The sequence below is a fragment of the Sorangium sp. So ce381 genome (assembly GCF_051473845.1).
Lineage (GTDB): Bacteria > Myxococcota_A > Polyangia > Polyangiales > Polyangiaceae > Sorangium > Sorangium atrum.
Window position 1 is genome coordinate 6,558,555 of the sequence record NZ_CP150336.1, and the last position, 18,706, is coordinate 6,577,260.

Consider the following 18,706-nt stretch of genomic DNA (forward strand, 5'->3'; position numbering starts at 1 on the left):
GGCGGGATGGATGCGTCCATGGCCTGGGGCGGCTCAGGCCGCGCGTCCACGCGCGGCCACGGCGAGGCGCTCAGACGACCGCGTCGGCGCGCTTCTGCGTACGGACGCGGCTGACCTTCTTGCTGCGCTTGCCCGCGTTCGAGCCGAAGAACCGGCGGTCGATCCACTCGGTGAGCGGCGCCGCGACGTAGATGGACGAGTAGGTCCCGACGGCGATCCCGACCACGAGCGTGAACGCGAAGTCCTTGATGACGCCCGTGCCGTAGAAGAGGAACATGACGAGCGACAGCAGCGTCGTCATCGACACGAGGATCGTTCGCCCGAGCATCTCGGAGAGCGAGAAGTTGATGACGGCGGCGAAGCTCATGTCGCGGTGCTTCCCCAGGTTCTCGCGGATCCGGTCGTAGACGACGACCGTGTCCGTGATCGAGTAGCCGACGATCGTGAGCAGCGCGGCGACCGTGGAGAGGGTGATCTCCCGCTGCGTGATCACCATCGCGCCGAGCGCGATGCCCACGTCGTGCACGAGCGCGACGATGCCGCCGGGCGCGAACCGGATGTCGAACCGGAACGCGATGTACGCCATGATGAAGAAGATCGTGATGGCGACGCTCTTGATGGCCGCGTCGCGCAGCTGCGCGCCGGCCTTCGGGCCGATCCACTCGACCCGGAGCGCCTGCTCGGGCACCTTGTCCGCGCCGAGGTGCTCCCGGAGGCCATCCATCAGCTGGTCGCCCTTCGACTTCAGGTGGAGCTCGACCTTGTGGTCGCGCTCGCTCACGACGAGCGGGTTGTTCGCGCCGGCCCTGAGCTCGACCCCCTCGATGCCCTCGAGCTGCTTCCTGATCCCCTCCAGGTCGGGCGCGACGTCGTAGCGCGTGGAGATCTTGTCGCCGCCGGGGCTGAACTTGACCTCGGTGGCGCGCACGGCGGGCGGGCAGCGGTCCTCGGGGACGGAGCCGTTCTCCGGCGGCAGGCACATCCGGTCGCGCACCGCGGCCTTCTGCTGCTCCGACAGGGTCGAGACCTCGTGGACCCGGATGAGGTAGCGGTTCGGGTTGGCCTGATCCGCGACGGACACGATGTCCGGGGAGTCGAAGCCCGACTTGGTGACGGCCTCGCGGACCTCGGCGCTCGAGACCGGAGCCCGGAAGGCGACCTCGATCTCGGTACCTCCCTTGAAATCGGTCCCGAGCTTAGGCCCCGGCACGAAGAACGAGATGATCGACAGGATGAGCAGCACCGCGCTGAGCCCGATGAAGAGCCAGCGCTTGCTCATGAAGTCGAACTGACGGCCAGGTTTGATGAGTTCCATCGTCGTGTCTCAATCGGAGAGCCGCTCGCGCGTTCTCCCTCAAAGGTCGGAGATCGGCTCGCGCGCCCTCGTTCTCAGCCGAGCGAGAGCGTCTTGATCTTTCGGCCGCGGACCGCCCAGTCGAACATCAGGCGGGTGCAGACGACCCCGGTGAACAGGCTGATCGCGATGCCGACGATCAGCGTGATCGCGAAGCCCTTGATGGGGCCGGTGCCGTACTGCGCGAGGATGAGCCCCGAGAGCAGCGTGGTCACGTGGCCGTCGAGGATGGCGCTGAACGCCTTGTCGTAGCCGACGTCGACCGCGGCGCGCGGGCTCTTGCCGGCCCTGAGCTCCTCCCGGATGCGCTCGTTGATCAGCACGTTGGCGTCGACCGCGATGCCCATCGTGAGCACCAGGCCGGCGATGCCGGGCAGCGTCATCGACGCCCCGAACATCGCGAGGACGGCGACCTGCAGGATGAGGTTGAAGATGACGGCGATGTCCGCGATGAGCCCGGCGCGGCTGTAGATCACCACCATGAACACGACGACGAGCACGCCGCTCGCGATGGCCCCCTTCATGCTCTGCTGGATCGCGTCCTTGCCCAGCGACGGGCCGATGCGCTGCTCGTTCGAGGGCGAGATCGGGGCCGGCAGCGCGCCCGACCGGAGCACCAGCTCGAGCTTGCGCGCGTCCTGGAGCTGCTGATCCGGGTTCTGCGAGCCCATCGTGATCTGCGCGCGGCCGCCGCCGATCTTCGTCTGGATGACCGGCGCGCTCTCGACCTTCTCGTCGAGGATGATGGCGAAGCGCCGCTTGACGTTCCTGCCGGTGATGTCCTCGAACCGGTCGGCGCCGGTCGGGGTGAAATCCATCGACACGTACCAGCCGCCGAGGCCGCCGTCGCGCTGATCCGGGAGCGCCTGCGCGTCGCGCACCATGTCGCCGGTGATCTCGGCCTTGCTGAAGAGGAAGTACGTCCGCCAGCCGATCTCCTCGATGGCGTCCTTCTCCTCGTTGAACTCGTACAGCTTGCCGTAGCCGACCTCGTTGTCCGCCGGGACCTGGAGCGTCCCGACCCACTCGCGCAGCCGCTTCAGCGTGTCGCGCATCTCCTCGTGCTCCGCGCGCACCATCCGCGCGAAGTGGACCGGCTTCGTCTTCCCGGGGCCGACCGGCGCGTTCTCGATCGAGAACGTCAGCCCCTTCGGGAGGTCCTCTTCCTTGGCGCTCCTCGCGATCGGCTCGAAGAAGTCGTGGTCGTCGTCGACCATCTTGAACTCGAGCCGCGCGGTCTGGCTGATGATCTCCCGGATCGTGGCGAACGCGCTCTCGTCGTCGCCGGGGACCTCGATGATGACGTCCTCGTCGCGCGTGGAGACGCTCGCCTCCTTGAGGCCGAGCCCGTCGACGCGGCGGAGCACCGTCTCCTTGGCCTGCGACACCGCCCGGTCGCGGATGGTGCTCGAGACCTCGTCGCGGATCCGGAACTTCGCCACGCGGCGATCCGCCGAGCGCACGAGCTGCAGCTCGTGCAGGAACTTCGCCAGGAACTCGTCGTTGATCTTCGAGGAGTCCGCCGGGTCGTTGAACGTGATCGCGATGGTGTCCGCCTGCTCGCGCGACTTCTCGATGCGGAGCTTCGTCTGGAGCTTCTGCATCTCCTCGATCGTCGGCGGCTTGTCGCCCTCGTGGAACCCGAACGACCTCGCGAGCGCCGCGCGCAGGTCGTCGTAGTACCGATCCCGCTTGTCGCTGATCGCCTCGTCGACGTCGACCGTGTAGACGAGGCGGAGGCCGCCCTTCAGATCGAGCCCGCGCACCAGGCGGAACGGGATGTTCGACGTCAGGAAGCGGCTGAACCCGAGCTCGCCCGCCCTCGCCTGGGTCTCCTGCTCCGCCACCTCCTCCGAGGAGAGGCCGGTGTGGACGGGGCGGCCGTACCGCTCGTCGTGGTAGGTCGGGTAGATGGCGAGCGCCGAGCCGAGCGCCAGGAACAGCACGAAGCCCGTCTTTACCCGCCACGAGAAATCGATCCACGGCCCGACGCAGAACAGCGCCCACGGCACCATCAGGCCGAAGGTCGCGAGGGCCCAGAACACGTGGTAGTGGGCCGCGATCGCGGCGGCGCCGGCGGAGAGCGCCGCCCAGGCGAAGACGCTGCGCTTCGATCGGCTGAGCCACGCGCCGAGGACGCACAGGCCGGCGACGCCGGCGAACCCGTACTGAAAGATGTTTAGGAGCATGGAGTGGGGCGCCGCGGGGGCGGTAAAAAAGCTTCCTGTTGGGCCGAGCGCCGGCCTACGACTTCTTTTCCTTCGCCGCGTCGGCGACCTTGGCGTCCGCCGCCGCGACCTCGCCCGGGTCGGGGCCCTGGATCGCGCTCTTCAGGATCTGCACGTTCACGCCAGGGGCGATCTCCAGCTTCACCCTGGGCGAGTTCGGGCTGATGTCGACGATCCTGCCGAGGAGCCCGGACTGCGTGACGACCCGGTCGCCCGCCTTGAGGTTCGACTCGAGCTGCTTCTGCTTCTTGTTCTGGCTCCGCGTCATCACGAAGATGAGCAGCAGCGGCAGCGCCAGGATGAGGAACTGGAAGGCCCCTCCGCCGAACGGCGAAGAAGGCGGCGCCTCCTGCCCTCCGGACGGCGGCGATTGACCTTCGACCGGCGTCGCGGGCGCGTTGCCCGCTCGCCCGGGGGCGGCGTTCGGCTGGAACCAGTTTGAGCTTGCCAAGGTGACGCGTGTCTCCGGGCCCCGACGGGCTCGCCCGCAAATTGCGGCCTCTCCCAACCCCCCGGGGCCCGCCTCCATACCCAGGATCCAAGGGTCGCGCAAGGAGCTAGGCGGGCAGGCTCACCCGGGCGTCCGGGGAATGCAGCCTGGCGGCCTTTTCCGTACCCATTCCGCGGCTGTGTTCCCTTCCGCTGCCGCGCGGCGTCAGCCGTCGCTGCCGAACACGATGTGCCGGCGAGCGCGCTCCCCGCTCGCGATCTCCGCGAGCGAGAGGCGCACGTCGCGCTCGGTGATGGTGCCGTCGATCGTCGCGAACGTCGCGGAGAGGATCGGCGGGATGCGCCCGACGCCGGGGAAGCCCGGGGCCCAGGTGATCGCGTCCGCGAACGCCGCCTTCACCCCGGCGGCGACCGGCCCGTACGGCGCGAGCGGCACGTCGAGCGGCTCCAGGACCACGACGGCCTTGGCCCGCCCGAGCGTCTTCACCACGTCGGCGCCGAAGAACGGGCGGAGCGCGCGCACGCCCACGAGGCCGACGCGGCGGCCCTGCGCGCGCAGGCTGCGCACGACCTCGCGGGCCGCCGGGAACGCGCAGCCGACGACGACCAGGATCTCCTCCGCGTCCGCGGTCTCGACGCGCTCGATCGCGCCGAGCGGCCTGCCGGTCAGCTCGCAGAGCTCCCGCATCGCGCTGGCGAGCGCGAACGGGACGCGCGCGCAGAAGCCCCGCTCGGCCCGCTTCCGGACGACGCCGCGGCCCTGCGGCCGAGGCCCGCCGTCGCCGTCGCTCTCGCCCGGCGCCGCGTCGGTGAAGGTCGGCGCGCTCCGCTCGGAGCCGAGGAAGCGCGCAGCGAGCTCGCGCGCCCCGCCGAGGGCCGAGACGTCCGACGGCAGCGCGTCGACGAGGTGCAGGAACGGCGTCTCGCTGTCCTCCGCGGCGCGCCGCGCCACGAGCGTCATGTCGGCCGCCTCCTGGCTGCTCCAGGTCACGAGCACCCCCGCGCCGACGTCGAGCGCAGGCGCGAGCTCGTCGCGCCCGACCGCGAGCCCGCCGCGCCGCTCGATGACGTGAACGGTGACCGGCGTCCGCACCGCCGCCGCCTCGCCGAGCGCGGCGAGCGCCCCGACGAGCTCGTGGGCGCCCAGCACGACGCTCGCGCGCTGCCCGGCGCGCGTGCGCGCGGCGGCGCCGCGGATCGCCTCGCTGGCGCACGCGGCGCGCTCGATCGGCAGATTGCCGGGCACCGCCGCGTGCGCGGCGAACAGCGCGCTCCCCGCGGCCACCTCGACATGTGCGATCACCGCCGCCGGATCCGGCGGCGAGCCTAGACCGTCAGGCCCTGCCATCCCATCGTTCGTCGCCCGAGCCGCACGCGAGGTCAAGCGCGAGCGCGATCGGCCTCCGCGCAGCGGCCGGCCTGAAGTAGCGCGGCGATCGCGATCCTCGGTGTCCGGACGTAACTCCGGGAATTCATGCTCCCACCGCGCAATGCGCTTCCGCCGCGCGCGGCTGCCGAGGGGTTGCTCGCGCGGCACGTCGAGCGCGAGCGCCCCCTGGAGCCCGCCGCGATAGGCCTGAGGCTGCCCGCCGGCTCGTCGATCCGTCGACGGGACGGTTCGACGTCGGCTGCTCGACCAAGGCGGCGGGGGCCGGCGAGTACGGCCGCCGCCCGAGCCCTTGCACCACGAATCCGTCACCACGCCGCCACGACAAAAGCGACCCCACGAAACATATCGCTTGACGGACTTCACCCCCCTTGATAGGAGGCGCTCTCCGTTTCGTCGGCACCGGGCCGAGCGGGCGGGACATAGGCGCGTAGCTCAGTGGTAGAGCACTACCTTGACACGGTAGGGGTCGCCGGTTCGAAACCGGCCGCGCCTACAAATCAGCAGGTGACCTAGCCTGCGAGGTTTCATGGCCCTCGATCAGACAGCCCTGGCCGCCTCGGCGGCCCGCACCACGGTGCGCAAGGCTCTCGTGGACGACATCGCCAGGAACCGCCCCATCCCCGGCGCCCACGTCAACGGGCGCCTCATCGATCTTCACACACACTTCCTCTGCGACGACGTGGCCCGGATCGGGCTGGTCCGGACGAGCGATCCGGATGGCCCTTGCGTCGTGCGGCGCTCGACGGAGCACGTCGTGACCGCCCGCGGGTCGCGCGACCTCGAGAAGGATCTCGGGGCGATGCCGTTCGAGGAGCTCGCCGACCGGCGAGCCGCAGCGTGGAAGCTCCCCCGGCGCGCCGTGAGCGCATCGGGTTCGTGACCTCCCGCTCCGGCCGGCCCCTCTCGCCCGGCAGGCCCTTCCCCACCCCCGTCGAGCCGGGCACGCCACGGCCCGGAGCGCCCATGCGCCGCGGCGCTCGTCCTGCTTGCCGCCGTTGCCTGCGGCGCAGAGTCGGGCGACATTGTCGTGGTGATGGACGCCACGACCGGGCTCGGTCGCGGAGCGGCGGCCCGTCGCTTTCAAGAGCACAGAACACAAGGAGGCAGCGAAATATCACATGGCGATGAGACGCTTCGACCCTCGGCAGGCCCAGCGGGGGCCGCAGATCCGCATCAACCAGCGCATCCGCGTCCCGGAGATCCGCGTCATCGGCGATGATGGCGAGATGCTCGGCATCATGCAGACCCACGAGGCGCTGCGCCGAGCACAGGAGAAGGGGCTCGACCTCGTCGAGGTCAACCCGAAGGCGGATCCCCCGGTCTGCAAGATCCTCGACTTCGGCAAGTACAAGTACGACGAGAAGAAGAAGGCCCGCGAGGCGAAGCGCAAGCAGAGTGTGGTGGAGATCAAGGAGATCAAGCTCCGTCCCAAGACGGACGACCACGATCTCGAGTTCAAGACCCGGGCTGCGCATCGGTTCCTCGGCGCAGGCCACAAGGTGAAGTTCACGGTGCGCTTCCGCGGCCGCGAGATCACCCACCCGGAGAAGGCGCAGGAGCAGCTCGACTGGATCGTCCAGCACTGCGAGGAGATCGCGAACGTCGAGGTGCGCCCCATGATGGAGCAGCGCACGATGACGCTGATGATGGCGCCCAAGCCGGCGATCCTGCAGAAGGTGGCCCAGGCCCGCGCCGCCGCGGAGAAGGCTCGCCAGAAGGCGATCCAGGAAGGGCGCGCCGCTCCTGCCCAGGACGACACGGAGGACGAGGAGATCGAGAAGCTCGAGAGGGAGCTCGAGGAGCAGGACGACGAGGACGACGACGAGGCGGAGGGGACCGAGTAACGCATCCGGCGAGAGAGCGCGCCACGACGCCGATCACGGTGCGGCGCGCCTCGCAGGGGCGGCGTGTAGCCGTGGGTTGAGGCGTGTTGAGGCGTGTTGACGCGCGCTGAGATGCGCCGGGCACCTCGCCGCCGCGCGGCGCGCAGCGCGCCCATGGCTCGGCCGTGGGCGCCGCAGGGAGCACGCTCCCTTCGCCGGGTCAGTGCGGGATCAGGCCGCCGAACCACGCGCCTGCGGCGAGGGCGGCGAGCGTGGCGACGAGCAGCACGGCCTTCACCGCGCCGCCCCCCGTCCTGGCTGGAGGGGCCGGATCCGGCTCCAGGTCGCGCGGCGTGGCCGGTACGAGCGGCGCGAGCGGCGGCGGCAAGGGCGGCGCAGGGCGCTGCATCTCGGGTACGGGCTGCGGGGAGGCCAGGGTCGGCACGGCTCGCCTCTCGAGCGGCGGATGCGCCAGCGCAGGCGGCGCGAGCAGCGGCCCCGCGGGCCTGGACGAGGGACCTCCGGATGGAGGGGCAAGCGGAAGGCCGAACCCCGTCTCCTCGAGCGCGGCGAGGTTGCCCTCCTCGACCGACACGGTGGCGAGGGACCGCCGCATGACGTCCTCCCCCGGCGCCGAGAGCTTGTCCCCCGGCGCCGAGAGCTTGATCTCGTCGGCCCACTTGCCGATGTCCTCGAAGGCCGAGATCTTGAGCGGCTCGTTCAGGCGCGTGGTGCTCGGCGCCGCCTTGTCGTCCGGGAGCGACGTGAACTCGAGCAGCGTCTCCTCGATGAGCCTGTCGATGAACGACGCCTTGTCCGACGTGGGGGCCCGCTTCCGGAGCGCCATGGCGCTGCGGACGTGCTCGGCGATGTCGTAGGCGCTGACGGGCCTGCCGAACCTGTACAAGAAGGTCGTGAGATCCCGTCCGAGCTCGCGCGCCGAGGCGTAACGTTCCCCGGGATCGCGGGCCAGCGCGCGGGCGATGATGCGATCGAGCTCGGGGGGAACCGCCCTGTTGCTCTCGGAGAGCGTCGGGATCTGGGCCTGCTGCACGAGCTTGACCGTCTGGTAGTCGGTGTCGCCGAGGAAGAGCCGCTTCCCGGAGAGCATCTCCCAGAGGATCGCGCCGAGCGCGAAGATGTCGGTGCGGTGATCGACCTCCTGGCCCTGCGCGGCCTCGGGCGAGAGGTAGCTGAACTTGCCCTTGATGATCCCGGCCTCGCTCTTCTCGAGCTGGCTCGTCGCCTTCGCGAGGCCGAAGTCGACGATCTTCACCTCGCCGTACTTCGTGATGAGCACGTTCGGAGGCGACATGTCCCGGTGGACGATCTGGAGCGGATGCCCGTCGGCCCCCTTGAGCTCGTGGGCGTACGTGAGCCCCTCGCAGAGCTTCGCCGTGATGAACACGGCGGACTCGACCGGGAGGGTGCGGCCGGCCTTGCGCATCGACTCGAGGACCGCCTTGAGGTCGGCGCCGTCGACGTACTCCATCACGATGAAGTACGCGTTGTCGCCGACGCCGATGTCGAACACCTGCGCGACGTTGGAGTGAGAGAGGTGCGCAGACAGCCGCGCTTCGTCGAGGAACATCGCGATGAAGCGCTTCTTCTCGCTGAGGTGCGGGAGCACGCGCTTGATCGCGACCTGCTTCTTGAACCCCTCGATCCCGGCGCTCTCCGCCAGGAAGACCTCGGCCATGCCGCCCGAAGCTAGCCGCTCGATGACCCGGTAGCGCTGCTGCTGGTGGGCATCCGTCATGGTCCACCTAGTACACCACGTCCCACGCTTCGCGCGGAAACAACCGGCTCGTCTTCATCGGAGCCCGCGGTCGAAGCGCGCAAAGAGTGCGGTCTGCGACGGTCGCGCACGAGCGCGCCCTGTACGCGGGACGCAGCCTTTACGCGGGCGTCGCAGCGGCCGGGCTCGGGGGGCGAGGCTCGCTCAGCCGGTGAGCGCGCTCCGCAGGAGCGGGCGAGGTGCAGGTGTGAGCGGCACCGCCACCGCGCGCACGCGGCTCCGCGACGCGACCGCGCCGCGCGCGAGCGCCGCGGGCTCGATCTGCGCGACGGCGCGCCTGCGGCGATCGTCCAGCTCCGCGGCGAGCATGTCCTTCACCATGTCGAGGAGCTCCGGGAAGCCCGACAGGCGCAGCCCGACGTCGTTCGTCCAGAGGATGATCTCGAGCTCTCCGTCAGGCGTCCTCGCCTCGGGATCCCACGCGAAGACCGTCTCGGCCGCCGCGTCGATGCCGAACGGGACGAGCGCGCTCCGCGCACCATAGCGGCCGCGCACGGTCGCCGACCCGCCGTCGCGCTCGCCCGCGCCGCGCACCTCTTCGCCCTCGCAGTGCTCGAGCACCATCCGCCCGACGTCCATGTACGAGCCGCGCGCGAGCGCGCGCACCCCGAGCAGGCTGGCGCCGGCGAACAGCTGCGGCCAGCCGTCGTGCCGCGAGAGCAGCTCCCGATAGCTCGGCGGCAGCGCCATCCCGAGGCGCCGCTCGACGCCGGCGATCGCCTCCTCGGAGGCCCCGGCCGGCGGCGCGATCGGCATCCCCCGCCGTGGATCCATCCGCGCGAGCTCCAGCTTGAGCGCGCGGATGCGGTGCATCGACTCGAGCCACTCCATGCGCGCGACCCTACGCGCGCGGCGCTGGAAGGAGCAAAAAACGAGCGACGCTCCGCCCCGCCGCGCAGGCGCAACCCGGGAGACACACGCGCTTGACAGTCATTGGGGTCAGCGGCACGGTGCTTGCGTGGCTGGCTTGGGCTCCTGGGCATCGCTTCGCACCGCGTTCGTCGTGGCGGGCGCCACGTTCGTCGTCGCCTCGCTCGCGACCGCGTGCCTCGACTACGCGGGCGAGGAGCTGTTCGATCAGTGCGACACGCCGGCGGCGCCGCTGCCCGGCTCGGGGTCCGGCTCGGGCGCCACCACGAGCGCCGGGGCGGCCAGCGTGGATCAGCCGGACTGCGGCGCGCCGACGCACGCGCCCGGCTCGGGATCCGGCTCGGGCTCGTGAGGGAGGAGCGGCGCGAGCTGCTCGAGCTCGCCGCGCTCACCGCCGCCGCGCTCGCCTCGCGCCTGCTCTTCCGCATCGATCACGACGAGGACATCGACGCGCTCCGGTTCGCGCTCGGCGTGGAGCGGTTCGACGTGGGCGAGCTCCGCCCGCACGCGCCGTATTACCCCGTGTTCGTCGCGGCGGCGAAGGGGCTGGCGCTGCTCGGCGCGACGCCGCGCGCGGCGCTCGCCCTCGTCAGCGCCGCGTCGGGCGCCGCCACCGTCGCCTTCACCGCCCTGCTCGCGCGCGACGTCGCCGGGCCGCGCGCCGCGGTGTTCGCCGGGGTCCTCGCGCTCGCGTCGCCGTTCCTCTGGCTGTCGTCCGAGAAGCTCCTCAGCGACATGGCCGGCACCGCGACGGTGACCGCGGCGCTCTGGCTGTGCGCCCGCGCGAGGCGCCTCCGCGGCGCGCAGATCGCCGCTCCGGCCGCGCCGCTGGACACCGCCGCGGAGGCGCGCGCGGCGCGCACGCGCACCTGGGCGCTCGTGCTGCTCGGCGTCGGGCTCGGCGTGCGGCTCTCGTACTTCCCGTTCGCGCTCGCTTGCCTCGCCGTCATCGCCCGCGGCGAGGGCGGCCGCCTCGCGTGGCTCGCGCGCGGCCGCGACCTCGCGGCCGGCGCGCTCGCGTGGCTCGTGCCGCTCGTGCTGATCGCGACGCCGCGCGACCTCGTCGCGACGACGTGGGTCCAGGGGCTCGGGCACTTCACCCGCTGGGGAGGGACGGCGATCACCGTCTCGTCGCCGCTCGATCGCCTCCGCGGCGTGATCTGGGGGATCTGGGCCAACGGGCTCGGCGGAGCGTGGCCTGACGCGCCGGCGGCGCGCTGGCTCGGCGCGCCCCTCCTGATCGCGCTCCTCGCCGCCGGCGCGCTCCGCGTCGCTTCGCTCCGGCGGGCCGCGCGCGCGCTGCGTGAGCAGCCCGAGCTCTGGGCCTCCGCGTTCGCTTATTTCCTCTGGGCGCTCCTCGGGCAAAACATCGCCTACAAGCCGCGGCACTGGCTCCCGCTCGTCCCGCTCCTCCTCGTCGCCATGGCCGCCGGCGCAGCGGCCCTCTCGGCGGCGCGCCCCGCGGCGGAGGGCGCTCCGGGCCGGCGCGCGCTCCGCGGCGCCGCGCCCTTCGCCGTCGTCGCCGCCCTCGCGGCGCAATGGCTCGCCGACGCGATCTCGCTCGCTCGCCAGCACCAGGCGCCCTCGCCGGCGGCCGCGATCGTGCGCTTCCTCCGCGACGCCGGCGCGCCGCCGCGCCCGGTGCTCACGCGCGACCTGGACCGGATGATCCACGAGGGCGCGCCGGGCCGGCCGCCGGTGCGCGTCCGCGACGACGCCGCGCTCGTCCGCGGCGTCGAGCAGGCCGGGCCGGGCGGCGCGCTCATCACCAGCGAGGCGCTGTCGCAGGAGGCGCGCGACGCGCTCGCAGGCCGCGGCTACACGATCGCGATCCGCTTCGCGCTCCCGCGCTCGCGCTACGTCGACGCGCTCTGGAGCGACCTCGCCCTGCTCGAAGCGCTGCCCGCCGGACCTCCGGCAGGCGGCGCGCTCTCACGCGCGCCGCGCGGCGCGCCCCCTCGCTGAAAACGAGGTTGACCTCCGTTTTCAAGGGCGCGAAGACTCCGGCCCCTCCGGGCTCCCGGTCCTCGTCATGAAAGCGATCTCGTCCTTGTGGCCTCGCTCCGCGGGCGTCGTCCTCGGCGCGCTGCTGCCCTTCGCCGCCGCGGCGCAGCCCGCGCCTGCCGCGCAGCCGGCGCTTGCCGCGCAGCCGGCGCCCGCCACGCCGCCCGCGCTTACCGCGCAGCCGGCGCCCACCGCCCAACCCGCGCCCACCGCCCAGCCCGCGCCGGACGGCCCGGTCCTCGACCTGCCGCCCGAGCACGCCGCGCCGCCGCCAGAACCCCGGAAGCCCGCCGTCGGTCTCGGCGCCGGAGAGGCGCCCGAGCACGAGCTCGTCCGCGGCCTGACCGAACAGCGGTTCCGAAGCGCCGGGGCGAGCGCCAGCAGCACCTCCGTCGGCGGCTACGGCGAGGTGCATGTCCGCGGCACGACGACCGGCCGCGAGGGCGAGCGCGCGTGGGTCGCCGATATCCCCCGCCTCGTGCTCTTCGTGGCGCACGAGTTCACCGCCGACATCCGGTCCTATGTCGAGCTCGAGGTGGAGCACTCGATCTCCTGCGCGAGCTGCCCGGGCGCCGCGGAGCTGGAGCAGGCCTACATCGAGTGGAACGCTGTAGGCCGCGCCCTCGGGCTGCGCGCGGGCCTCGTGCTCGTCCCGATGGGGATCATCAACCAGTGGCACGAGCCGCCGGTGTTCCACGGCGTGGTCAGGCCCAAGGTCGATACCCTCGTCATCCCCTCGACGTGGCGCGAGATCGGGATCGGCGCGTTCGGGCAGCCGCTCGACTGGCTGCGCTTCGAGGCCTACGCCATGACCGGCCTCGATCCGCTCGGCTTCCGCGCGGGCGGCATCGCCGGCGGGCGGCAGAACGGCGGGCTCGCCCGCGCCAACGCGTGGGCGGCCGTCGCGCGCGTCGAGGCCGAGCCGCTGCTCGGGGTCGTCGCAGGCGCGTCGGTGTACGCGAGCGACGCTGGCCCGAACGGCGAGGGCAAGTTCTTCCTTCGCGATGGCACCCCGGTGGATCTCTCGGTCCCGGTCCTCGGCTGGTCGCTCGACGCGCGCTGGCGCAGGAGCGGCCTGGAGACGCGGGTCCTGTTCGCCGAGTGGCACCTCCCCGAGGCGCGCGCCCTGATGGTCTCGTTCAACGGGAGCGGCGCGCCGAACTTCATCGATCCCACGAGCCCCGTGGCTACCCGGATCCGCGGCGGCTATGTCGAGGCCGCATACGACGTGCTCCGCCCGCTCGGCGTGAGCCACGAGCTCCTGCCGTTCGCGCGCGTCGAGGCGTACGACACGCAGTCGGCGGTGCCCGAGGGCTACAAGGCCAACGCCTCGTACGGCGTCCGCGAGCTCACGCTCGGCGCGTCGTACCGACCGACCCAGGGGGTCGTCGTGAAGGCCGACTACCAGCTGCGCGACCGCACGCTCGGGTTCGATCAGACGCAGCTCAACCTCGGCCTCGGGTTCATGTACTGAGCGCGCCGGATACGGACACGGGCACACCATGTCACTCCGCCCAGACGACGCCGGGCCCGAGCGCCTCGTGGTCGGCGCCGGCATCTCCGGCCTCTACGCCGCGCTGCTGCTCGCGCGGGCCGGCCGGCGCGTGCGCCTCCTCGAGCGCGCGGCGCGGGCCGGCGGGCTCGCCGGCGCCGAGACGTTCCGCGGCCTGCCGTGCGATCTCGGCTCGCACCGGCTCCACCCGGCAGCCCTCGATCAGCCGCTCTTCCGCGAGGTGCACGCGCGCTCCCCGTTCCTCTCGCGCCCGCGCCGCGGGGTGCTCGTGCTCGGCGAGCGCCACGTCCCCTACCCGCCGAGCGCGCCCTCGATGCTCCGCGCGCTCGGCCTCCGCGCCGGCGCCGCCATGGGCCTCGGGTTCGTGGCGCAGCGCGGTCGCCGCGCGGCCTTCGCCCGCTGGGAGCACGACCGCGCCCGCGCCGGCGACGACGTCGGCTTCGAGCGGTTCGTGCGCGACCGCGTCGGAGCGGCGGCCTACGCGTCGTTCTACCGGCCGTACGCCGAGAAGGTCTGGGGCATCCCGCCGTCGGAGCTCTCCCAGACCGTCGCGAAGAAGCGGATCAGCACGACGAGCCCGCTCGCGCTGTTCAAGGAGCTCGCCCGCGGTCGCGGCGGCGCCGCGGCGGATCTCGCGCGGTTCATCTACCCGCCGGCGGGCATCTCGTCCCTCGTCACGTACCTCGAGGCGCGCCTCGCCGAGGCCGGCGTCCGGGCCGAGTGCGGGACCGCCCTCGGCCTGGCCGGGGCGGGCGCGCGCGCCGGCGCGGCGCCGATCCTGTTCGCCGGTGATCTCGCGGATCTCGTGCCCGACGCGCCCCTCGAGCACCGCGGGCTCTACCTGGTCTACCTGGCGTACCCGCGCGCGCGGCTCGGCGCCCCGGAGACGTACTACTGCCCCGACCCGCGCTTCTGGTTCGGCCGCGTCTCCGAGCTGCAGAACTACGCGCCCGATCTCCGCCGCCCGGGAGAGACGGTGCTGTGCGTCGAGATCCCCGAGGGGGCCTGGGGCAGCGGGCGCGACTTCGCCTCGGGCCCGCCGCTCGAGGCGCTGCTCGACCAGCTCGTGCGCGCCGGCATCGCCCCGCGCGGGGTGGCGCCGCTCGAGGCCCGGCAGCGCTTCGTGCCCCGCGTGTACCCGCTCTACCGACGCGGCTGGCTGCGGGACTGGCGAGCCGCGATGCGCCGCGCCGCCGCGCTCGGCGTGGTCCCCTTCGGACGGCAGGCGCTCTTCCTGCACTGCAACCTCGATCACTGCGCCGCGATCGCGGCCGACGCGGTGGCGCACGTCGAGGCCGGCCGCAGCCCGGAAGCGTGGGCGCTGAACGCCGAGCGCTACCTGGATGTGCAGGTGCGCGACTGACGCCCGCGCCGCCGGATCCGCGGCCCAAACGCCGTTGACTTTGACTTTCACGAATGACAGCTTCGTCGGAGCCTTGATGCGTCCTTCTCGTGACCTTCGCACCGCCCACTTCGCCGCAGCGGCGGCGCTCACGTTCATCCTGGCGGCGCTGCCCGCCCACGGCGCGACGTACTGGACGGTCCCCGCTGTCCTGAAGACCTTCTTCGCGAGCTCGAAGAAGGTCGGTTATCGCAAGGTCGTGCTCGGCAACGCGGAGGCGCAGGAGCTCGGCAAGAAGCTGGGTGCGCCGGTCAAGCGCGAGTGGGTGGTGTACGTCGCGGAGTCCGACGGCAAGATCGACGGCTACGCGATCAAGGACGAAGAGAAGGGGATGCACGAGCCGATCGACTTCGCCGTGCAGTTCTCGACGGCCGGCGCGGTCGAGCGCATCGAGATCCTCGAGTACCGCGAGGCGTACGGCGACGAGGTCCGCGGCGATCGCTTCCGCGCCCAGTTCCGCGGCAAGACGGCGGGCGACCCGATCACCGCGGGCAAGGACATCGACATCGTGTCGGGCGCATCCATCTCGTCCCGCTCCGTGGCGCTCGGCGTCAAGCGCGACGCGCTCGTCCTCCAGCTCGCGCTGAAGCGCGGCGGTCTGTGAGAGATTTCACAGCTTCAGCCGGTCGGCTGAGGTCGCTCTCGCTCGGCGCGAAGCTCCTCTACTCGGCGTTCGCGCTCGCGTCGGTCATCGGGCTGCTCGTGTCGTGGCGCCTCTACGGGGCGATGGTGCAGGACGCGGGGGCGGCCGCCTACTACGCGGGCGCGGCGGTCGCCGCGCCGCCGCCTGCCCCGACCCAGGCGCCTGCCGCGGCCGGGGGGCCCGCGCTCGATCTGGGCCCGGAGCTCGAGCTCCCCGGAACGCCGGAGGCGCCGCGCGTCCTGGTCGAGCAGATCTCCGAGCGGAAGCTGCTCGAGGTGACCCATTTCCACCTCTTCTCCGTGCCGGTGTACGTGCTGATCCTCGCGCACCTCTGGCTGCTCGCGCGCCTGCCGTCGTGGCTCCACACCGCGGGCGTCGCGGCGGCCGTCGTCGCGAGCGGGCTTCACATCGCGGCGCCCTGGCTCATCCGGAGCGCGCCCGGCGCCGCGGCGCTGATGCCCATCTCCGGCGTGGCGATGCTGCTGTCGCTCGGCGCCATGGCGGTCGTCTCGACCGTGGACATGTGGCTGCCAAGGCGCTCGCGGCGAGGCGAGGCTGCGCCGGCGGACGAGACCCAGTAAACAGGCGCGCCGCGCGCGGGCGTCCGCACGCAGCGCGCTCGCCCTGGTCGTTGGGTACTTTGGCTGAAGGTGGGTCGCTAGAACCGCCAAGACGCCAAAAGACGCCAAGATTTCTGTGGTTTTCTTGGCGTTTTTTGGCGTCTTGGCAGTTTCATCATTCCGCCACCACCTTCGCTCCGACGAGCGAAGGCGCCCCGGGTGCCAGGGCGCCGGATGAGGCCTCAGCCCGGCGCGTCCCGCTCGGGGACGAGCCAGAGCACCCCGAGCGGCGGGAGCGACAGCACGATGGATTGCGGGAACCCGTGGCTGGGGACGTCCTCGACCTGGACGCGACCCAGGTTGCCCACGCCGCTGCCGCCGTACTGGACCGCATCGGTGTTGAGCACCTCCAGGTAGGCGCCGCGCCGCGGGACGCCGATCCGGTACGAATGGCGCGGGACCGGCGTGAAATTGCCGATGAACACGACGTGCGTGCCCGAGGGCGACATCTGATCTCCCGCGCCGTCGCCGTAGCGGATGAACGAGATCACGGTCTGCATGTGGTCAGTGCAGTCGATCCACCGGAAGCCGTGGTGCTCGTCGTCGAGCTCGTACATCGCCGGATACTTCTTGTAGAGCGCGTTGATCTCCGTCACGAGCCGCTTGAGCCCCGCGTGCTCGGGCACCGAGAGCAAGCCCCAGTCGAGCTCCGTCTTCTCGCTCCACTCGGCGAACTGACCGATCTCGCCGCCCATGAAGAGCAGCTTCTTGCCCGGGTGCGCCCACATGTAGCCGTAGAGCGCGCGCAGGTTCGCCAGCATCTGCCAGTAGTCGCCGGGCATCTTCGAGAGCAGCGCCCGCTTGAGGTGCACGACCTCGTCGTGGCTCAGCGGCAGGAGGAACTTCTCGGAGAAGGCATAGATGAGCCCGAACGTGAGCTGGTGGTAGTGGAAGGCGCGGTGGATGGGCTCGTGCTTGAAGAAGTCGAGCGTGTCGTGCATCCACCCCATGTTCCACTTGAAGTCGAAGCCGAGCCCGCCGACGTACGTCGCGTGGGTCACCGACGGCCAGGCGGTGGACTCCTCCGCGCAGAGGATCGCGCCCGGACAGCGCTCGTGCACCCGGTTCGACAGCTCCCGGATGAAGTCGATGGCCTCGATGTTCTCGCGGCCGCCATACCGGTTCGGCACCCAGTCGCCGCCCTGCGCGGCGTAGTCGAGGTAGAGCATCGAGGCGACCGCGTCGACCCGCAGGCCGTCGATGTGGAACTCGTCGAGCCAGTAAAGCGCGTTGGCCACAAGGAAGTTCCGCACCTCGTGGCGGCCGTAGTTGAAGATGTACGTGTTCCACTCGCGGTGCTCGCCGAGGCGCGGATCGAGGTGCTCGTAGAGCGCCGTGCCGTCGAACCGCCCGAGCGCCCACGCGTCCTTCGGGAAGTGCGCGGGGGTCCAGTCGAGGATCACGCCGATCCCCCGCTGGTGGCAGCGGTCGATGAAGTAGCGGAGGTCGTCCGGATCGCCGTAGCGGCTGGTCGGGGCGAAGTAGCCCGCCACCTGGTAACCCCACGATCCGTCGAAGGGGTGCTCCATGACCGGCATGAGCTCGATGTGCGTGAAGCCGAGCTCGGCCACGTACTCGACGAGGTGGTCGGCGAGCTCGCGGTACGTCATCCAGCGCATCCCGCCCTCGTACGGCGGGCCCTCGCCAGGAACGCGCCGCCAGGAGCCGGCGTGGACCTCGTAGATCGTGATCGGCTTCTTGCGGGAGTCGAGCTTGCCGCGCTCCTGCATCCAGTCGCCGTCCTGGAACGAGTAGCGGCTCGTGTAGACCCGCGAGGCGGTGGCCGGCCGGAGCTCCATCGCCTGGGCGACGGGATCGGTCTTCACCGTGATGTGCCCCTCCGGCGTCTTGATCTCGTACTTGTAGAGCGCGCCCTCGCCGAGGCCCGGGATGAAGATCTCCCAGAAGCCCTCGCCCATCCGGCGCATCGCGTGGCGGCGGCCGTCCCAGTGGTTGAAGTCGCCGATGACGCTCACCCGCCGCGCGTTCGGGGCCCAGACGGCGAACGACGTCCCGGAGACCTCGTCCACCTCGCGCACGTGCGCGCCCAGGACGCGGTAGAGCTCCCAGTGCCGCCCCTCGGCCAGGAGGTGGCGATCGATGTCCCCGAGCGTCGGCGGCATGGCGTACGGGTCGAGCTCCACCGAGGAGTTGCCGTCCGCGAAGCGCAGCTCGAGCTGGTACCGGAAGCGTCCGTCCGCGGGGTAGGACACGCCGGGGAAGCGCGCCTCGAAGAGGCCCGCGGGGTGGACGCGCTCCATCGGCTGCTTCCGGAGCCTGGGGTCGCCCGGGACCACCGCGATCTCGGTGGCGTCCGGTCGAAAGACGCGGACCACCAGGTCGTCCTCGTCTTCGTGCGCGCCGAGCACGTGGTGCGGATCCGGATGCTCGACTGCCGCGATGAGATCGAGTTCTCGTTGTTCCAACATGTCGGGGTCCGGCTATAGCGGCTCCTCTCGCCGACGTCATGCCGAGAGTCCGCCCGAGACGCCGACCCGGCTCACCCGGGCACACCGGCGCGGCCCGCGGCGCCGGTCCCCCCTGGCGCAACCACGGTGTGCTCACCATTTGTCCGCAACGCAACAGCGGACGTCGCGGGGCTGGATCGACG

General features: G+C 71.7%; 15 protein-coding genes and 1 tRNA gene. 9 read left to right on the forward strand and 7 right to left on the reverse strand.

What is annotated here, in order from left to right:
- Positions 1-70 precede the first annotated feature (70 nt).
- From secF to WMF29_RS24345, 4 genes are all read right to left on the reverse strand, one after another.
- The gene (gene secF, locus WMF29_RS24330; RefSeq protein ID WP_437322530.1) at positions 71-1,315 is read right to left on the reverse strand and encodes a protein translocase subunit SecF; all 1,245 of its coding nucleotides are present in this window, start codon (positions 1,313-1,315) and stop codon (positions 71-73) included.
- Between the two features lie 74 nt (positions 1,316-1,389).
- The gene (gene secD, locus WMF29_RS24335) at positions 1,390-3,543 is read right to left on the reverse strand and encodes a protein translocase subunit SecD (RefSeq protein WP_437322531.1); all 2,154 of its coding nucleotides are present in this window, start codon (positions 3,541-3,543) and stop codon (positions 1,390-1,392) included.
- Between the two features lie 55 nt (positions 3,544-3,598).
- Positions 3,599-4,033 (reverse strand): preprotein translocase subunit YajC, encoded by a 435-nt coding sequence (yajC, locus tag WMF29_RS24340; RefSeq protein ID WP_437322532.1) that lies wholly within the window; start codon positions 4,031-4,033, stop codon positions 3,599-3,601.
- A 204-nt stretch (positions 4,034-4,237) separates the two neighbouring features.
- Complete coding sequence (locus WMF29_RS24345; protein ID WP_437322533.1) at positions 4,238-5,380, reverse strand: transketolase; 1,143 nt, start codon at positions 5,378-5,380, stop codon at positions 4,238-4,240.
- A gap of 463 nt (positions 5,381-5,843) precedes the next feature.
- Between WMF29_RS24345 and WMF29_RS24350 the strand changes: the two genes are divergently transcribed.
- The 3 genes from WMF29_RS24350 to infC all read left to right on the forward strand — a co-directional run bounded on the left by WMF29_RS24350 (position 5,844) and on the right by infC (position 7,266).
- Positions 5,844-5,915: transfer RNA gene (locus tag WMF29_RS24350), tRNA-Val, on the forward strand.
- Positions 5,916-5,948: 33 nt separating this feature from the next.
- Positions 5,949-6,302, forward strand: a complete 354-nt coding sequence (locus WMF29_RS24355; RefSeq protein WP_437322534.1) for a hypothetical protein — start codon at positions 5,949-5,951, stop codon at positions 6,300-6,302.
- A gap of 244 nt (positions 6,303-6,546) precedes the next feature.
- Positions 6,547-7,266, forward strand: a complete 720-nt coding sequence (gene infC / locus WMF29_RS24360) for a translation initiation factor IF-3 (RefSeq protein WP_437322535.1) — start codon at positions 6,547-6,549, stop codon at positions 7,264-7,266.
- 199 nt (positions 7,267-7,465) lie between these two features.
- Here the strand turns inward: infC and WMF29_RS24365 are convergent, their stop codons facing one another.
- Together WMF29_RS24365 and WMF29_RS24370 are read right to left on the reverse strand one after the other, a co-directional pair.
- The gene (locus tag WMF29_RS24365) at positions 7,466-9,004 is read right to left on the reverse strand and encodes a serine/threonine protein kinase (protein WP_437322536.1); all 1,539 of its coding nucleotides are present in this window, start codon (positions 9,002-9,004) and stop codon (positions 7,466-7,468) included.
- A gap of 183 nt (positions 9,005-9,187) precedes the next feature.
- Positions 9,188-9,874 (reverse strand): SMI1/KNR4 family protein, encoded by a 687-nt coding sequence (locus WMF29_RS24370; protein WP_437322537.1) that lies wholly within the window; start codon positions 9,872-9,874, stop codon positions 9,188-9,190.
- A 127-nt stretch (positions 9,875-10,001) separates the two neighbouring features.
- Here WMF29_RS24370 and WMF29_RS24375 point away from each other — a divergent pair, with 127 nt between their 5' ends.
- From WMF29_RS24375 to WMF29_RS24400, 6 genes are all read left to right on the forward strand, one after another.
- Positions 10,002-10,265, forward strand: a complete 264-nt coding sequence (locus WMF29_RS24375) for a hypothetical protein (RefSeq protein WP_162144007.1) — start codon at positions 10,002-10,004, stop codon at positions 10,263-10,265.
- Positions 10,262-11,878, forward strand: a complete 1,617-nt coding sequence (locus WMF29_RS24380; RefSeq protein ID WP_437322538.1) for a hypothetical protein — start codon at positions 10,262-10,264, stop codon at positions 11,876-11,878. The genes WMF29_RS24375 and WMF29_RS24380 overlap by 4 nt, the downstream gene beginning before the upstream one ends.
- A gap of 67 nt (positions 11,879-11,945) precedes the next feature.
- Complete coding sequence (locus tag WMF29_RS24385; RefSeq protein WP_437322539.1) at positions 11,946-13,391, forward strand: hypothetical protein; 1,446 nt, start codon at positions 11,946-11,948, stop codon at positions 13,389-13,391.
- Between the two features lie 28 nt (positions 13,392-13,419).
- Positions 13,420-14,793: an FAD-dependent oxidoreductase gene (locus WMF29_RS24390; protein ID WP_437322540.1), complete on the forward strand. Its 1,374-nt coding sequence runs from the start codon at positions 13,420-13,422 to the stop codon at positions 14,791-14,793.
- Between the two features lie 76 nt (positions 14,794-14,869).
- A complete protein-coding gene (locus WMF29_RS24395; protein WP_437322541.1) occupies positions 14,870-15,436 on the forward strand; it encodes an FMN-binding protein in 567 nt (188 codons plus the stop codon).
- Complete coding sequence (locus tag WMF29_RS24400; RefSeq protein ID WP_437322542.1) at positions 15,433-16,056, forward strand: hypothetical protein; 624 nt, start codon at positions 15,433-15,435, stop codon at positions 16,054-16,056. Before WMF29_RS24395 ends, WMF29_RS24400 begins: the two co-directional genes overlap by 4 nt.
- A 221-nt stretch (positions 16,057-16,277) precedes the next feature.
- Here the strand turns inward: WMF29_RS24400 and glgB are convergent, their stop codons facing one another.
- On the reverse strand, positions 16,278-18,524 hold the full coding sequence (glgB, locus tag WMF29_RS24405; RefSeq protein WP_437322543.1) for a 1,4-alpha-glucan branching protein GlgB: 2,247 nt from the start codon (positions 18,522-18,524) through the stop codon (positions 16,278-16,280).
- Positions 18,525-18,706 lie beyond the last annotated feature (182 nt).

What these genes read in the sequence shown, in the direction of transcription:
- secF (WP_437322530.1), bottom strand. Translation starts at nt 1,315, where the DNA reads ATGGAACTCATCAAACCTGGCCGTCAGTTCGACTTCATGAGCAAGCGC.
- secD (WP_437322531.1), bottom strand. Translation starts at nt 3,543, where the DNA reads ATGCTCCTAAACATCTTTCAGTACGGGTTCGCCGGCGTCGCCGGCCTG.
- WMF29_RS24345 (WP_437322533.1), bottom strand. Translation starts at nt 5,380, where the DNA reads ATGGCAGGGCCTGACGGTCTAGGCTCGCCGCCGGATCCGGCGGCGGTG.
- WMF29_RS24355 (WP_437322534.1), top strand. Translation starts at nt 5,949, where the DNA reads ATGGCCCTCGATCAGACAGCCCTGGCCGCCTCGGCGGCCCGCACCACG.
- infC (WP_437322535.1), top strand. Translation starts at nt 6,547, where the DNA reads ATGAGACGCTTCGACCCTCGGCAGGCCCAGCGGGGGCCGCAGATCCGC.
- WMF29_RS24365 (WP_437322536.1), bottom strand. Translation starts at nt 9,004, where the DNA reads ATGACGGATGCCCACCAGCAGCAGCGCTACCGGGTCATCGAGCGGCTA.
- WMF29_RS24370 (WP_437322537.1), bottom strand. Translation starts at nt 9,874, where the DNA reads ATGGAGTGGCTCGAGTCGATGCACCGCATCCGCGCGCTCAAGCTGGAG.
- WMF29_RS24385 (WP_437322539.1), top strand. Translation starts at nt 11,946, where the DNA reads ATGAAAGCGATCTCGTCCTTGTGGCCTCGCTCCGCGGGCGTCGTCCTC.
- WMF29_RS24390 (WP_437322540.1), top strand. Translation starts at nt 13,420, where the DNA reads ATGTCACTCCGCCCAGACGACGCCGGGCCCGAGCGCCTCGTGGTCGGC.
- WMF29_RS24395 (WP_437322541.1), top strand. Translation starts at nt 14,870, where the DNA reads ATGCGTCCTTCTCGTGACCTTCGCACCGCCCACTTCGCCGCAGCGGCG.
- glgB (WP_437322543.1), bottom strand. Translation starts at nt 18,524, where the DNA reads ATGTTGGAACAACGAGAACTCGATCTCATCGCGGCAGTCGAGCATCCG.